Source organism: Pseudomonas peli (assembly GCF_900099645.1).
Taxonomy (GTDB): domain Bacteria; phylum Pseudomonadota; class Gammaproteobacteria; order Pseudomonadales; family Pseudomonadaceae; genus Aquipseudomonas; species Aquipseudomonas peli.
Window position 1 is genome coordinate 1,615,857 of the sequence record NZ_FMTL01000001.1, and the last position, 16,150, is coordinate 1,632,006.

Here is a 16,150-nt window from a genome sequence, read left to right on the forward strand (position 1 = left end):
TTACTGGGCCGCGGCCAGCACGAATGCGCCGGTCACCAGCAGGTTGATCAGGGTCAGCGGCAGGCAGAACTTCCAGCTGAAGGCCATGACCTGGTCATACCGTGGCCGCGGAATCGAGGCGCGCAGCAGGATGAAGATCATGATGAAGAAGCAGGTTTTCAGGGCAAACCAGAAAAACGGAATCTGCGGCAGGATGCCAAACGGCCCGTGCCAACCGCCGAAGAACAGAGTTACCAGCAGCGCCGAGATGGTGATGATGCCGATGTATTCACCGACGAAGAACATGCCCCATTTCATCCCGGCATATTCGATGTGATAACCGTCAGCCAGCTCCTGCTCAGCTTCCGGCTGGTCGAAGGGGTGACGGTGAGTCACCGCCACGCCGGCGATAAAGAAGGTACAGAAGCCGAAGAACTGCGGAATGATGAACCAGAGGTTTTCCGCCTGGTAATCGACGATGTCGCGCATGTTGAACGAGCCAACCTGAGCGACGATACCCATCAGCGCCAGGGCCAGAAACACCTCGTAGGACACCGTCTGCGCCGAGGCGCGCAGCGCGCCGAGCAGGGCAAACTTGTTGTTACTCGCCCAGCCAGCAAACAGCACGGCATACACAGACAGGCCGGCCATGGCGAAGAAGAACAGGATGCCGATGTTCAGGTCCGCGACGCCCCAGTTCGGGGTGACCGGGATAATCGCAAAGGCCATCAACATGGCCGCGAAGGCGATCATCGGCGCCAGGATAAAGATGAACTTGTCGGAGAACGGCGGCGTCCAGTCCTCCTTGAAGAACATCTTGATCATGTCCGCGGCGATCTGAAACATGCCGAACGGCCCGACCCGGTTGGGGCCGTAGCGGTCCTGCCACCAGCCCAGCAGGCGCCGTTCAACAAAGCTCAACAACGCGCCGCAGACCACCACCACCAGCAAAATCACGATGGCTTTGAGTACGGCGATCAGCACGTCCAGCACTTCGGGGGTCAGCCAACTCATTGCGCGGCCTCCTCAATGCGGGTGACCACGCTACCTGCGATCAGCGCCGGCATGCCCACCAAGCCCACTGGCAAGCCGACCACACCAATGGCCAACTCTTCGGTGATCTGCAGCGGCAGGCGCAGGGTCTGCCCGGCGACTGTCAGGCTCAGCAGCGCGCCGTCATTTACGCCCAGGCGATCCGCTTCGGCCTTGGCCAGCAGCGCGTAAGGTGCGGGAATGCGCTCTTGCAGCGGCGCGGCGCCGGCCGAGGTTTCTTCACTGCCGAACAGGTGATGCAGCGCCACGGCCTGCAAGGTACCCGGAGCCGGGTTAAAGGCGGCCGGTACACTGAACCAAGGCAGCACCGTGCCTTTGGCTTCCAGCAGACGCACACCGGGGTCACCAGCGCGCAGATGGCCGCCGACTTCGTCCTGGAACTTGTTCCAGGCCTGCGGCGAGTTCCAGCCCGGCGACCAGGCGAATGGAATCTGCTGACGGTCTTCCTTGCTGCCGAAATAGCCTTCCATGGAGAAGGCAAACGCCGAATCCTGGTCCTGCGGCTGGCGCGGCTCATGCACGCTGATATTGGCGCGCATGGCGGTGCGACCGCTGTAACGGTGCGGCTCACGGGCCAGTTTGAGGCCCTTAATGCGGAAGGTGGCGTTGGGCGCGGCTTCGCCGATACGCGCCAGCAGACTGTTGCTGGCAGCAACGGCAGCGGTCACCGCATCCAGCTGGGTCCAGTCGAGCGGCTTGCCCTGCAGGGTGCTGTGCAGAGCATGCAGCCAGCGCCAGCCTTCACGAATCAGGATGTTGGCGTCGTAGTAGCTCGGTTCGAACACCTGGAAGAAGCGCTGAGCACGGCCTTCGAAACTGACCAGGGTGCCATCGCCTTCGGCGAAGCTGGCTACCGGCAGCAGCAGATGGGCTTTTTCGCTGGTGGCGGTGTGCTGATGGTCGGCGACGATCACCAGCTTGGCGGCCGCCAATGCGGCATCTACCTGGGTAGCATCGGCGCGGCGGTACAGGTCGTTTTCCAGCACGATCACGGCATCTGCCTGAGCGGATGTCAGCGCCTGCAGCGCCGCATCGACAGACTCGCCACCCAGCAGGGCCAGGCCCATGCTGTTGGCTTCCGGCACCACCAGGCTGATGGAGGCGTTCTTTTCGCGATTCTTCAGCGCGCTGGCGATATTGGCTGCTGCTTCGATCAGGCTCTTCTCACCCAAAGAGGCACCAGAGACGATCAGCGGACGCTTGGCTTCAAGCAGCGCTTCGGCAATCAACTGCACCAGTTCGCCAACATCGGCATCCAGACCATTAACCGCTGGTGCGCTAGGGTCGATGGCGTGGGCCACAGCGAAACCAATACGCGCCAGGTCAGCCGGGGCCGCGTGCACGCAGGCTTCGGCGATATCATCCAGACGCGTGGCGGTGACGCTGGCGATAAACAGCGGATGCAGCGCGTCCTGAGCGACGTTCTGCACGGCGGCCATGTGCCAGTCCTGAATCTTCATCGACGCAGCGATTTCAGTGGCCTTGCCCTTGACCGCCTGACGCAGGGCCAGGGCCATGCGTGCGGCGGTTTGGGTGAGGTCTTCACCAAGGATAAACACCGCGTCGTGCAGCTCGACTTCACGCAGGGTCGGCACCGGCAGCGGGCCGTTCTGCAGGATGTCGCGGATCAGGCGGATATTTTCCAGCTCGCCTGCAGCGATACCGGAGTAGTAGTTGGCATCGCCGACCAGCTCGCGCAGGGCGAAGTTGCTTTCCAGGCTGGCGCGCGGCGAACCGATGCCGATTACGCGTTTGCCCTTGAGCAGCTCGGCGGCCTTGTCCAGCGCAGCGTCGATGCCGAGCTTTTCGCCACCGTCTTTATTCACCAGCAGCGGCTGACGCGGGCGATCAGTACGATTGACGTAGCCGTAGCCAAAACGGCCACGGTCGCAGAGGAAATACTGGTTCACATCGCCGTTGAAGCGGTTTTCGATGCGCCGCAGTTCACCGTAACGCTCACCCGGGCTGGTGTTGCAGCCGCTGGCGCAGCCATGACAGATGCTCGGGGCGAACTGCATGTCCCACTTGCGGTTGTAGCGCTCGGAGTGGGTCTTGTCGGTGAACACACCGGTCGGGCAAACCTCGACCAGGTTGCCGGAAAACTCGCTTTCCAGCACGCCGTCTTCGACGCGGCCGAAGTACACGTTGTCGTGCGCGCCATACACACCCAGGTCAGTACCGCCGGCGTAATCCTTGTAGTAACGCACGCAGCGGTAGCAGGCGATGCAGCGGTTCATCTCATGAGAGATGAACGGGCCGAGCTGCTGGTTCTGGTGGGTGCGTTTGGTAAAGCGATAACGGCGCTGGTTGTGGCCAGTCATAACCGTCATGTCCTGCAGGTGGCAATGACCGCCCTCCTCGCACACCGGACAGTCGTGCGGGTGGTTGGTCATCAGCCACTCGACGACGCTGGCGCGGAACGCCTTGGATTCTTCATCGTCGATGCTGATCCAGGTGTTGTCGGTGGCCGGCGTCATGCACGACATGACGATGCGCCCGCGCGTATCGTTTTCATCGGTGTACTGCTTGACCGCGCACTGGCGGCAGGCGCCGACGCTACCGAGCGCCGGGTGCCAGCAGAAGTAAGGGATATCGAGACCGAGGGACAGGCAGGCCTGCAGCAGGTTGTCCGCCCCATCGACTTCGAAATCTTTGCCGTCTACGTGGATAGTGGCCATGGTTCAGGTTTCTTCTTTGCCCGCCGAAGCGGGCTTGGCTAATGGAATCACGTTGTGCTGCGGGGCCAGATCAGTGGCCGCCAGAGCGCCATTTTTTACGCGGGGACGAACTGCCCCGTCGTTGCCGGAGCCGCCGAGCTGGCCACGCCAGCCTCGAACTCCGAACGGAAATACTTGATCGCACTGCCCAGCGGCTCAACTGCACCTGGTGCGTGAGCACAGAAGGTTTTGCCGGGGCCAAGGAAATTGACCAGACCGAGCAGCGTGTCGATGTCCTGCTGCGTGCCTTGCTTGCGCTCCAGGGCGCGGAGGATCTTCACGCTCCAGGGCAGGCCATCGCGGCACGGCGTACACCAGCCGCAAGATTCGCGGGCGAAGAACTCTTCCATATTGCGCAGCAGCGAGACCATGCTGATGCTGTCGTCCACCGCCAGTGCCAGGCCGGTGCCCATGCGCGTGCCGACCTTGCCGATACCGCCGGCATACATCAGCGCATCCAGGTGCTCGGGTAGCAGAAAGCCTGTGCCGGCACCGCCGGGTTGCCAGCACTTGAGGGTGTAGCCATCGCGCATGCCGCCAGCGTAGTCCTCGAACAGCTCGCGAGCGCTGATGCCGAAGGGCAGCTCCCACAGACCAGGGTTCTTCACCTTGCCGGAGAAGCCCATCAGCTTGGTGCCGTGGTCTTCACTCTCCGGGCGGGCCAGGCTCTTGTACCAATCCACGCCGTTACCGACGATGGCCGGCACGTTACACAGGGTCTCGACGTTGTTTACGCAAGTCGGCTTGCCCCACACGCCGACGGCGGCAGGGAACGGCGGCTTGGCGCGCGGGTTGGCGCGGCGGCCTTCGAGGGAGTTGATCAGTGCGGTTTCTTCACCGCAGATATAACGGCCGGCACCGGTGTGAACGAACAGTTCGAAATCGAAACCGCTGCCGAGAATGTTCTTGCCCAGCAGGCCGGCGGCCTTTGCTTCCTCAATGGCGCGATTCAGATTCGTCGCCGCATCGACGTACTCGCCGCGCAGGAAGATGTAACCGCGATAAGCCTTGAGCGCGCGGGCGGAAATCAGCATGCCTTCCACCAGCAGGTGCGGCAGCTGCTCCATCAACATGCGGTCCTTCCAGGTATTCGGCTCCATCTCATCCGCATTGCACAGCAGGTAGCGGATGTTCATGGATTCGTCGGCAGGCATCAGGCCCCACTTCACACCAGTGGGGAAGCCGGCGCCACCACGGCCCTTGAGGCCGGAGTCTTTTACCGTCTGCACGATGTCAGCCTGAGCCATCTCACTCAGCGCTTTGCGCGCAGCGGCGTAGCCGTTCTTCTGCTGGTACTCCTCCAGCCACACCGGCTGGGCGTCGTCACGCAAGCGCCAGGTCAGCGGATGGCTTTCCTCGCTGCGGGCGATCTTGTTGGCCGGGCCGATGGAGGTCAGCGTCTTGATGCTCATACGTAGGCCTCCAGCAGTTTGGCGACGCCATCAGGTTGCACGTCGCCAAAGGTATCGTCGTCGATCATCAGCGCCGGGGCCTTGTCGCAGTTACCCAGGCAGCACACCGGCAGCAGGGTAAAGCGGCTGTCGTGGGTGGTCTCGCCGAGGCCGATACCGAGCTGCTTGTGCATTTCAGCGACGACCGACTCATGGCCACCGACATAGCAGGTCATGCTGTCGCATACACGGATAATGTGGCGGCCCACCGGCTGACGGAAAATCTGACTATAGAAGGTGGCCACGCCTTCGACGTCGCTGGCGGGAATACCGAGGATTTCACCAATCGCATCGGCGGCGCCATCCGGCACCCAGCCACGGGCTTTCTGCACGATTTTCAGCGCTTCGATCGACGCCGCGCGCGGGTCTTCGTAGTGGTGCATCTCGTGCTCGATGGCCGCATGTTCGGCTTCGCTGAGGATGAAACGATCAGTCTGGATTAGCGTGTTGCTGTTGGTTGTCTGGGTCATGTCAGCGGTCCACGTCAGCCATAACGAAGTCGATACTGCCCAGGTACGCAATCAGGTCGGCAACCATGCTGCCGCGAATCACTGAAGGGATCTGCTGCAGGTGCGGGAAGCTCGGCGTGCGAATACGCGTGCGGTAGCTCATCGTGCTGCCGTCGCTGGTCAGGTAGTAGCTGTTGATACCCTTGGTCGCCTCGATCATCTGGAAGCTTTCGTTGGCCGGCATCACCGGGCCCCAGGAAACCTGCAGGAAGTGGGTGATCAGGGTTTCAATGTGCTGCAGCGTGCGCTCTTTCGGCGGTGGCGTGGTCAGCGGGTGATCGGCCTTGTACGGGCCTTCCGGCATATTGCGCAGGCACTGGTCGATGATCTTGATGCTCTGACGCATCTCTTCCACGCGCACCATACAACGGTCGTAGGCATCGCCATTGGCGGCCAGCGGCACTTCAAACTCGAAGTTCTCGTAGCCGGAATACGGCCGCGCCTTGCGCAGGTCGAAGTCGCAGCCCGTAGCGCGCAAGCCAGCGCCAGTGGTGCCCCACTCCAGCGCTTCCTTGGTGTTGTACTGCGCCACACCGATTGTCCGCGCCTTGAGGATGCTGTTTTGCAACGCGGCCTTTTCGTACTCGTCGAGGCGCTTGGGCAGCCAGTCGACGAATTCTTTGACCAGACGATCCCAACCACGCGGCAGGTCGTGAGCGACACCACCGATGCGGTACCAGGCCGGATGCAGGCGGAAGCCGGTGATGGCTTCGATCACCTTGTAGGCGCGCTGACGGTCGGTAAAGGTGAAGAACACCGGGGTCATCGCGCCGACGTCCTGGATATAGGTGCCGAGAAACAGCAGATGGCTGGTGATGCGGAAGAACTCGGCCAGCATGATGCGAATCACGTCGACCCGTTGCGGCACAGTGATGCCCGCAAGTTTTTCCACGGCCAGAACATACGGCAGGTTGTTCATCACCCCGCCGAGGTAGTCGATGCGGTCGGTGTAGGGAATAAAGCTGTGCCAGCTCTGCCGTTCAGCCATCTTCTCGGCGCCACGGTGGTGGTAGCCAACTTCCGGCACGCAATCGACGATTTCTTCACCGTCGAGCTGCAGGATTATGCGGAACGCACCATGGGCCGACGGGTGATTGGGGCCGAGGTTGAGGAACATATAGTCCTCGTGCTCGCCGCCACGCTTCATGCCCCAGTCTTCCGGCTTGAAGCGCGCGGCTTCTTCTTCCAGCTGCTGCTTGGCCAGGGTCAGGCTGAATGGATCGAACTCGGTGGCGCGCGCCGGGTAATCCTTGCGCAGCGGGTGACCTTCCCAGGTCGGTGGCATCATGATCCGCGTCAGGTGCGGGTGGCCGCTGAAGTGGATGCCGTAGAGGTCCCAGACTTCGCGCTCATACCAGTTAGCGTTGGGCCAGATGCTGGTGACGCTGGGCACATTGAGGTCGCGCTCGCTCAAGGCGACCTTGAGCATGATGTCGCTGTTTCGCTCCAGCGACATCAGGTGATAGAACACGGTGAAATCCGCACCCGGCAGACCACGACGCTGGGTACGCAGGCGCTCGTCGACACCATGCAGGTCATACAACATGACGTAGGGGCGCGGTAAGTTGCGCAGGAAGGTCAGGATTTCGACCAGGCGCTCGCGGGCCACCCACAGCACCGGCATACCGGTACGGGTGCTCTGTGCGGTGAAGGCGTCAGCGCCAAAACGGGAATTCAGTTCGACGACCACATCTTGGTCGTCAGCCTTGTACGGCGGTATGGACAGAATGCTGTCTGCAGTCATGGTCTCGGTCGCTATCGGTCAACGGCGTCAGTAGGCGGGCTCAATAGAGCCCAGGCTCACACTTCGTCGGGGCTACGCAGATTGGTCACGGCGATCCGCTGCTCGCGACGCTGTTCTTTCTGCGAAGGCATTTCGGCACGGTAAACACCCTGATCACCGACCACCCAGGACAACGGCCGGCGCTCCTGACCAATGGATTCCTGCAGCAGCATCAAGCCTTGCAGAAATGCCTCAGGACGGGGCGGGCAACCGGGAATATAGACGTCGACCGGCAGGAACTTATCGACCCCCTGGACCACAGAGTAGATGTCGTACATGCCGCCAGAGTTGGCGCAGGAGCCCATCGAGATCACCCACTTGGGTTCCAGCATCTGCTCGTACAGGCGCTGGATGACCGGGGCCATCTTGATAAAGCAGGTGCCGGCGATGACCATGAAGTCCGCCTGGCGCGGGGATGCCCGGATCACTTCAGCACCAAACCGGGCCACGTCGTGCGGCGCAGTAAAGGCGGTGGTCATTTCCACATAGCAGCAGGACAGGCCGAAGTTGTAGGGCCACAGGGAGTTCTTGCGCCCCCAGTTCACTGCGCCGTTGAGAACATCTGAGAGCTTGCCCATGTAGATGTTCTTGTGGACTTGATCATCTAGCAGCGGGTCGGAAACAGTCTCCCGCTCGCCGACCGGATAGCGCTCATTGGGCGCATCCGGATCGATCCGAGTAAGTTTGTAGTGCATTGCCAAAGCCTCATTGTTTTAGCTTCGCCTGCCGCTCACGACGACCCTGAGGTGCCCAATCGAGCGCCCCGATCCGCCAAAGGTAGACAAGACCTGCCAACAGAATTGCTATAAAGACTGTAGCTTCGATTAGCCCAGCCCAGCCGCTTTCGCGCACTGAAACGGCCCAAGCGAAGAGAAAGAGGGCTTCGACATCGAAGATCACGAAGAGCATCGCGACCAAATAGAATTTAGCTGACAGGCGCAGGCGCGCACTGCCGACGGGCAACATGCCGGACTCAAAGGGTTCGTTTTTGCTGCGGCCCCAAGCTTTGCTACCCAGCAGGCTAGACAAACCAAGCATAAAGCCAATCAGCCCGAAGACTCCGAGCAGGAACACAGCAAAAGCCCAGTTATGGGACATAGTCGTTACCGCATCAGGCATGCCGGTACTCCCTAGGTAAAAGGAACGGCTTGTAAAATTTTATTATGGCGAACGCGACCCAAAACCGGGTCATTTGCAAAGTATGGCCGCAATTCTATGCGCACAACGCTTTAGTAACTAATTATTTTCTGTTCACAAAGCGACAAAAATACGTAGCCAATCGCCAAAACCCTCTCAACGCATCAACCACGGGCGTTGAACCGCATCAGCAGTTGGTTCGATTGAATACAGCCGCTATGCTTGGCTGCATCTCAATGGATAAAGACTATGACCCTCACCGAACTGCGCTACATAGTCACCCTCGCTCAGGAACAACATTTCGGCCGTGCAGCCGAACGTTGTCACGTCAGCCAGCCAACGCTGTCGGTGGGGGTGAAAAAACTCGAAGATGAGCTCGGCGTGCTGATCTTCGAACGCAGCAAAAGCGCAGTGCGCCTTACGCCTGTGGGTGAAGGCATCGTGACCCAGGCGCAGAAGGTTCTGGAACAGGCCCAAGGCATTCGCGAGCTGGCCCAGGCCGGCAAGAACCAGATGGCCGCCCCTCTGAAAATCGGCGCGATTTACACCGTCGGTCCTTACCTGTTTCCGCATCTGATTCCGCAACTGCATCGTGTTGCCCCGCAGATGCCGCTGTATATCGAAGAAAACTTCACCCACGTGCTGCGTGACAAGCTGCGCAACGGTGAGCTGGACGCGATCATCATCGCTTTGCCATTCCACGAAGCCGATGTGCTGACCAAGCCACTGTACGACGAACCCTTCTATGCCCTGCTGCCTGCCGGCCATCCGTGGGCGGAACTGAAGACCATCGACAGCAAGCTGCTGAATGACAAGAGCCTGCTGCTGCTCGGTGAAGGCCACTGCTTCCGCGATCAGGTGCTGGAAGCCTGCCCAACCCTGCGCAAGGGCGGCGAAGACAGTGCCAAGCACACCACCGTAGAATCCAGCTCGCTGGAAACCATCCGCCACATGGTCGCCTCGGGCCTTGGCGTGTCGATCCTGCCGTTCTCAGCCGTTGACAGTCATCATTACGCCCCTGGTGTAATCGAAGTGCGCCCGCTCAGCCCGCCCACACCGTTCCGCACCGTGGCCATCGCCTGGCGCGCCAGTTTCCCTCGGCCGAATGCCATCGAAGTCCTGACCGACTCGATCCGCCTGTGCTCGGTGGCCAAACCACTGCCCAAGAGCAGTTAACACAAGCCATGACCGAATTGGCCGCGGTTTCTGTTACCGCGCTGAAAGGCGTGGGCGCTGCCCTGGCTGAAAAGCTCGCCAAGGTTGGTCTGGAAACCCTGCAGGACGTGCTGTTCCACCTGCCGCTGCGCTATCAGGACCGCACCCGCATCGTGCCAATTGGCGCGCTACGTCCGGGCCAGGATGCCGTGGTAGAAGGCATCGTCGCCGGCGCCGATGTGGTCATGGGGCGGCGGCGCAGCCTGCTCGTGCGCTTGCAGGACGGCAGCGGGACACTGTCTTTGCGCTTCTACCACTTCAGTCAGGCGCAAAAGGAAGGCCTTAAACGCGGCACACAGGTGCGCTGCTACGGTGAAGTGCGGCCTGGCTCCTCGGGTCTAGAAATTTATCACCCGGAATACCGTGCGCTGTCTGGCAGCGAGCCGATTGCCGTGGAACAGACCCTGACGCCGATCTACCCGACCACCGAAGGCCTCACCCAGCAACGCCTGCGTCAGCTCAGTGAACAAGCCCTGGCGCGCCTCGGCCCGCACAGCCTGCCGGATTGGCTGCCGCGCGAGCTGGCCGACGATTACCAGCTCAGCCCTCTCGATCAGGCCATTCGCTATTTGCATCGACCTCCGCCGGATGCCGACCTAGAAGAACTCGCCGAAGGCCGCCACTGGGCCCAGCACCGCCTGGCCTTCGAGGAATTGCTGACTCATCAACTGTCGCTGCAACGCCTGCGTGAAAGCGTACGCGCGCAGCAAGCTCCAGCGCTGCCTCTGGCGAAAACCCTGCCGCAGCAATACTTGGCCAACCTGGGCTTTACCCCCACTGGCGCGCAACAGCGGGTCGGCGCGGAAATCGCCTACGACCTCAGCCAGAGCGAGCCGATGTTGCGCCTGGTGCAGGGCGATGTCGGCGCCGGCAAGACCGTGGTCGCTGCCTTTGCCGCACTGCAAGCGCTGGAAGCCGGTTACCAGGTGGCGCTGATGGCGCCTACCGAGATTCTTGCCGAGCAGCATTTTATCAACTTCAGCAAATGGCTCGCGCCGCTGGGTATCGAAGTCGCCTGGCTGGCCGGCAAACTCAAGGGAAAGGCCCGTGCCAGCGCCCTGGAGCAGATTGCTGGCGGCGCCCAAATGGTGGTGGGCACCCACGCGCTGTTTCAGGAAGAAGTGCGCTTTGCCAAACTGGCGCTGGTGATCATCGATGAACAGCACCGCTTTGGCGTGCAACAGCGCCTGGCCCTGCGACAGAAAGGCATCGGCGGGCGTATGTGCCCGCACCAACTGATCATGACCGCCACGCCGATCCCACGAACCCTGGCGATGAGCGCTTACGCTGACCTCGACACGTCGATCCTTGATGAATTGCCGCCTGGCCGAACACCCGTGAACACCCTGGTCATCGCCGACAGTCGCCGCCTGGAAGTGGTCGAGCGTGTGCGTCTGGCGTGCAACGAAGGGCGCCAGGCGTATTGGGTCTGCACACTGATCGAGGAATCCGAAGAGCTGACCTGCCAGGCGGCCGAAACCACCTTCGAGGATTTATCGGCGGCGCTCGGCGGGCTGAATGTGGGCTTGATTCACGGACGCATGAAACCGGCAGAAAAAGCGGCGGTGATGGACCAGTTCAAGCAGGGCCGACTACAGCTGTTGGTCGCCACTACCGTGATCGAGGTCGGTGTCGACGTGCCCAATGCCAGCCTGATGATCATCGAAAACCCGGAACGCCTGGGCCTGGCTCAGCTGCACCAGCTGCGCGGCCGGGTCGGGCGCGGCAGCGCCGCCAGCCATTGCCTGCTGCTCTATCACCCGCCATTGTCACAGCTGGGGCGCGAACGGCTGGCCATCATGCGCGAGACCTGCGATGGCTTCGTGATTGCCGAAAAGGATCTGGAATTGCGCGGGCCCGGTGAAATGCTCGGTACTCGCCAAACCGGCTTGCTGCAGTTCAAAGTCGCCGACCTGATGCGTGATGCCGACTTGCTTCCAGCAGTGCGCGATGCCGCGCAAACCCTGCTGGAACACTGGCCGCAGCATGTCAGCCCGCTACTTGAACGCTGGCTACGGCATGGCCAACAATACGGACAAGTGTGAGCGAGAGTTTGCTGGCGTTTCGTTCGCAAGCTGCGTTGCTGTGCAAGATCTCGCCAGGCAAGACGGAGGACGCAGGTAATGGTGTTGCCTTGCCAAGTCCTCCAACAGCGCATGGCGAGATTTTTCGCGCAACCCGAAGGGCGGTATCTGTTTTAGCGCGATGCTGCGTTTCTCGACACTCATTTGGCACACCATACTTCGTGTCTCGTGCCTTGCCTCGTGCTAAAACAGACTCCAGCGCGCCCGCTAACGAAACGCAAACAGACCCAAACAGCACAACTGTCGTCTGCGCCGCATTTTCCTGATCCCGCTGTATATACTCGGGGTATTGCTACTTCTGCTGGATACCGTCATGACCGAACTTGCCCTTGCTCCCGAGACCGCTCCGCGCCCGCCAGCGGTGATTCTGCAGTTGCTGGAAAAGCTCGGCCTACCCTATCAAGTCTGCCGTGATCTACCGGGTCTGGCGGTCGCACAGCGGCTTCAGGCAGTGTTGCTGGATGACTCAGTGGGCGCCCTGCTGGTGCTCTATCCACAGAGTCAGCTACTCGATCTCAACCGCCTGACTGAACTGACCGGCCGCCAGCTAACGGCAGTGAAGCCGGAGCGCCTGGAGCGGATGCTCGGCAAGCACAACCTGAAAGTGCTACCCGGCCTACCGCCTTTGACCAGCTCGCCGTGCCTGTATGACGAACGCCTGCTGGACGTGCCAAGCCTGTACATCGAGTCGGGCCAGCCTGGTGTGCTGCTGGAACTGGCCATTGATGCGTTCAAAAGCCTGCTGAGCAAAGCCAGCGCCGCGCGCTTTGGTGAGCCGCTGAGCAATATCCGCCTGAACCTCGACCGCCCAGACGACGACCGCGCGGAAATCACCCTGGCGGTGCAAGCCTTTACAGCCCGGCGCATTCAGCAGCGCCTGGAAGAAACCATCGAAATCCCCCCCCTGCCGGAAACTGCGCAAAAAATCATCAAATTGCGCGTCGACCCGGAAGCCACGGTCGATGACATCACCGGCGTGGTCGAAACCGATCCAGCCCTGGCCGCCCAGGTGGTCAGCTGGGCCGCCTCACCTTATTACGCCGCCCCCGGTAAGATCCGCTCGGTGGAAGATGCCATTGTCCGCGTGCTGGGCTTTGATCTGGTGATCAACCTGGCCCTTGGCCTGGCGCTGGGCAAAACCCTGAGCCTACCCAAAGATCAACCGCAGCACGCGACGCCTTACTGGCAACAGGCGATCTACAGCGCAGCCGTAATCGAAGGTCTAACCCGCGCCATCCCGCGCGCGCAGCGCCCGGAAGCCGGCCTGACCTACCTTGCCGGCCTGCTGCATAACTTCGGGTATCTGGTGCTGGCACATGTGTTTCCGCCGCACTTCTCGCTGATCTGCCGGCACCTGGAGGTCAACCCGCACCTGTCGCACAGCTATATCGAGCAACACCTACTCGGCATCAGCCGCGAACAGATCGGCGCCTGGCTGATGCGTTACTGGGATATGCCAGAAGAACTGGCTAGCGCCCTGCGCTTCCAGCATGACCCGGAATATACCGGCCCCCACGCCACTTACCCAAACTTGGTGTGCCTGTCGGTCAGCCTGCTGCGTAATCGGGGTATCGGTGCCGGCCCGCAGAGCGAGATTCCACAAAGCCTGTTCGACAACCTAGGCATTAGCCGGGAAAAAGCCGAAGACGCCGTGAGCAAAGTGCTGGCCGCCGAAGTCGCGCTGCGCGAACTGGCCGCGCAATTTCACCCTGCGAACTAAAGCGGGCTGAACAGAAAAGGGGCCCACGGGCCCCTTTTTCATGGCTGCCGGCTGACTATTTCTTCAGCTGCGCGCGCCGTGCGGCAAACAACTCCGGCAGCACCTGCACACTGCTATCGAGCAACTGCGCCACGTCTGGCTGCTCATACAGGGCGGCATATTCGGCCAGCTTTTCACTGGGCATCTGCCGGTAGGCATACAACATAAAGGACTCCACCGCTTGCGCGCTGGAAGCCCGCAGCGCGTCTTCCTGGGCCTTGGTTTGAGTGCTCAGCGCTTTTTCGTCGATGCTTTCGCCACGCCCCTGCAACGCCAGAAACGCCTGGGTTTTGCCGATTTCATAGCGCAACAGGGTGGCCAGGGTCGTAGTGTGTGCGGCAGCATCCAGGCGACGGACCAAGGCAAGACGCTCCTCACGCGGCGGGCGCTCGCCCAGCTGTTTGCGGTAAGCCGCCAGGCCTTCTGCTCCACCCTCACCGACCGAACGCTCGGCGGCAGTAAAGCCCTGCGCCAACGGGCTTTCCAGCAGGCTCTTGGCCTTTACCAACTGGGCTTGATCGAGTTTACCGGTCAGCTTCTTGGCCAAGTCCAGGCACAGGTCATCGGCGGCAAACACCTTGGCCAACTGCGCTTGCTGTTTATCGCTCAGCCCGCGTTGCACCAGCGGCGCGCTCTGCTCGCAGAGCAAACGGATGCCTGCCAGCTCGAATAACGGCGCAAAGGCTTCGGCTTTGGGGGGCGCAGCATGGGCAAGGGAGGTGGAAAACAGCAGGGCAATCAGCAGAAAACGCATGGGTAAACTCTCACTAGGGCTATGCCCAGCCTAGCGAATGCGGTGCGCGCAGGCCAGCCCTGGCGCGCACAGCTGCGGATCAGGCAGCTTTTTTGGCGGCGTCTTTCTTTTTCGGCATCAGGTATTTGGTCAGGCCCTGGAACCAGATGACCAGCGCCGGGTTACCCTGGATTTGGATGTCCTTGTTCTGGATGCCCTGCATAAACGCCAGCTGCTTGTTCTTTGCGCTCATGGTAGCGAAACCATATGCAGCATCCTTGAAGCCCAGGGCGAAAGCCGGCTCAGTGGCCGCGCCGCGCTTGCTAGTGATGCGCTGATCTTTGACGATGAAGTGACGGGCAACTTTGCCATCCAAGGTGTGCAGTTGGAACACCATATTGCGATCGACCAACTGCTGCTGGAATGCCGGGTTTTCACGGCTGGCCTTGGCCATCAGGCGGCCCAGCATCCACAGAAGAAAACGAAATTTCATGCGCAAGGCCTCGCGAAGGGTAGGGAAAAGGCGGCGCATTGTAGCGGTTTGCAGCGGGGACTACATCCGGCTGAAAGAAGGGCGTGAGCACGCCAGCCGGTAGGAGCGACCCGGAGCCGAAGGCTCCGGGCTGAGGACTCAGTTAACCGCGTCTTTAAATAACCCGCAGAAAACCGTTTCAAAATTCACGTTTTGCAATTTATTTATTCATAATCATGCACTTACAATGTATAAATCCATGCTACTGCGCTAATCGTTTCAATTCAACCCCTCAGCCCCCTAGATTCGTTGCGGAGGGATCAGGATCGCCGTGATTTTGAAACAGCGACCGCTCGGTGACTCCCCCAACACGATCTATGAGCTGCCAGAAAATGATACGTTTTGATAAATCGGTGCCTCCAAAGCTGCTTGTAATACACGAACATCCCGTCCTCCGCGCCCAGGCTCGCAAGCATCTGGAGTCATCCGGATACACGGTGGTTGAAGCAGGTAGCTGTAGAGAGGCTATCGCAATCATGCATACCTGCACCTTCGCAGGAATAATTGTCGATAACGATATGGCTGATTATGAGGCTGCATCTCCACTTTCCGCTCGGAGCGCTACTGGAAACTCTAATATCCCGTGCATAGTACTTGCAACAACTCGGGTTATTCGAAAGCCGGATAAAGATTTCAACACAACCTTAGATGATTACTTGTATAAGCCTTTCAAACCTAGCGCTCTAGCCAAGCATGTACATCAATTAATAAAGACCTCTGTTGAGATCGAGCATTTAAGGCTTGTATGCCCCGCAGCCTACGCATTGACAGGGACAACAGGAATTAACCTCACAAAATTCAACCTTCCTTTTAAACAGATGATTGTGCTTCATGCTCTTGTCAGCAACTCACCTCGCGTTGTGAGCAAAGCATGTTTCGTAGACGTTCTATATTCACACAAGAGCCCGCCAATAAATCCTTATAATGCGGTAGAGTCCTTAGTTTTTCATTTACGTAAAAGACTACGCGCCGAAGAATCAAATGTGAGTATAAAATCTGTTCGAGGCGTTGGGTATAGAGCTTCCATTAACCAAATACAGAATTCGATAAAAAATGTTAATTTTCTGAAGCTCTAAAAATCCAGCCTCTACGAAATATCGGGATTGAAAGCCGCGTCTTTACCGGATTTACTTTATCAAATTAAACGTTTAAAACATCCTAGTACACCTATCACCGACTATGGGTGCCGGACTTGGTG

13 protein-coding genes are annotated in these 16,150 nt (G+C 59.9%); 4 read left to right on the plus strand and 9 right to left on the minus strand.

Going from position 1 to position 16,150, the window contains the following annotated elements:
• The 7 genes from nuoH to BLO50_RS07690 all read right to left on the minus strand — a co-directional run bounded on the left by nuoH (nucleotide 1) and on the right by BLO50_RS07690 (nucleotide 8,611).
• Entirely contained in the window at nucleotides 1-993 is a 993-nt protein-coding gene (nuoH, locus tag BLO50_RS07660) for an NADH-quinone oxidoreductase subunit NuoH (protein ID WP_090250594.1), read from the minus strand.
• Nucleotides 990-3,710, minus strand: coding sequence for an NADH-quinone oxidoreductase subunit NuoG (nuoG, locus tag BLO50_RS07665; RefSeq protein ID WP_090250597.1), 2,721 nt, complete (start codon nucleotides 3,708-3,710; stop codon nucleotides 990-992). The genes nuoH and nuoG overlap by 4 nt, the downstream gene beginning before the upstream one ends.
• Before the next feature lie 95 nt (nucleotides 3,711-3,805).
• On the minus strand, nucleotides 3,806-5,161 hold the full coding sequence (nuoF, locus tag BLO50_RS07670; protein WP_167354439.1) for an NADH-quinone oxidoreductase subunit NuoF: 1,356 nt from the start codon (nucleotides 5,159-5,161) through the stop codon (nucleotides 3,806-3,808).
• The gene (nuoE, locus tag BLO50_RS07675) at nucleotides 5,158-5,670 is read right to left on the minus strand and encodes an NADH-quinone oxidoreductase subunit NuoE (RefSeq protein ID WP_090250599.1); all 513 of its coding nucleotides are present in this window, start codon (nucleotides 5,668-5,670) and stop codon (nucleotides 5,158-5,160) included. Before nuoE ends, nuoF begins: the two co-directional genes overlap by 4 nt.
• Nucleotide 5,671: 1 nt before the next feature.
• A complete protein-coding gene (nuoC, locus tag BLO50_RS07680; RefSeq protein WP_090250602.1) occupies nucleotides 5,672-7,453 on the minus strand; it encodes an NADH-quinone oxidoreductase subunit C/D in 1,782 nt (593 codons plus the stop codon).
• A gap of 56 nt (nucleotides 7,454-7,509) precedes the next feature.
• Nucleotides 7,510-8,187 (minus strand): NuoB/complex I 20 kDa subunit family protein, encoded by a 678-nt coding sequence (locus BLO50_RS07685; protein WP_090250605.1) that lies wholly within the window; start codon nucleotides 8,185-8,187, stop codon nucleotides 7,510-7,512.
• Between the two features lie 10 nt (nucleotides 8,188-8,197).
• On the minus strand, nucleotides 8,198-8,611 hold the full coding sequence (locus BLO50_RS07690) for an NADH-quinone oxidoreductase subunit A (RefSeq protein WP_090250607.1): 414 nt from the start codon (nucleotides 8,609-8,611) through the stop codon (nucleotides 8,198-8,200).
• A 267-nt stretch (nucleotides 8,612-8,878) separates the two neighbouring features.
• On the opposite strand from BLO50_RS07690, the gene BLO50_RS07695 reads away from it, so the two are divergent.
• The 3 genes from BLO50_RS07695 (at nucleotide 8,879) to BLO50_RS07705 (ending at nucleotide 13,648) form a co-directional block, all read left to right on the plus strand.
• Nucleotides 8,879-9,805, plus strand: coding sequence for a hydrogen peroxide-inducible genes activator (locus tag BLO50_RS07695; RefSeq protein WP_090250610.1), 927 nt, complete (start codon nucleotides 8,879-8,881; stop codon nucleotides 9,803-9,805).
• Nucleotides 9,806-9,813: 8 nt separating this feature from the next.
• Nucleotides 9,814-11,889: an ATP-dependent DNA helicase RecG gene (recG, locus tag BLO50_RS07700; protein WP_186343789.1), complete on the plus strand. Its 2,076-nt coding sequence runs from the start codon at nucleotides 9,814-9,816 to the stop codon at nucleotides 11,887-11,889.
• A 352-nt stretch (nucleotides 11,890-12,241) separates the two neighbouring features.
• Entirely contained in the window at nucleotides 12,242-13,648 is a 1,407-nt protein-coding gene (locus tag BLO50_RS07705) for an aminoacyl-tRNA deacylase and HDOD domain-containing protein (protein ID WP_090250615.1), read from the plus strand.
• A gap of 55 nt (nucleotides 13,649-13,703) precedes the next feature.
• Here BLO50_RS07705 and BLO50_RS07710 read toward each other — a convergent pair whose 3' ends face one another.
• Nucleotides 13,704-14,441: a hypothetical protein gene (locus tag BLO50_RS07710; RefSeq protein WP_090250617.1), complete on the minus strand. Its 738-nt coding sequence runs from the start codon at nucleotides 14,439-14,441 to the stop codon at nucleotides 13,704-13,706.
• A 79-nt stretch (nucleotides 14,442-14,520) separates the two neighbouring features.
• Nucleotides 14,521-14,913, minus strand: a complete 393-nt coding sequence (locus BLO50_RS07715; protein ID WP_090251339.1) for a helicase — start codon at nucleotides 14,911-14,913, stop codon at nucleotides 14,521-14,523.
• 371 nt (nucleotides 14,914-15,284) lie between these two features.
• Here BLO50_RS07715 and BLO50_RS22275 point away from each other — a divergent pair, with 371 nt between their 5' ends.
• A complete protein-coding gene (locus BLO50_RS22275; protein WP_167143831.1) occupies nucleotides 15,285-16,028 on the plus strand; it encodes a response regulator transcription factor in 744 nt (247 codons plus the stop codon).
• Nucleotides 16,029-16,150 lie beyond the last annotated feature (122 nt).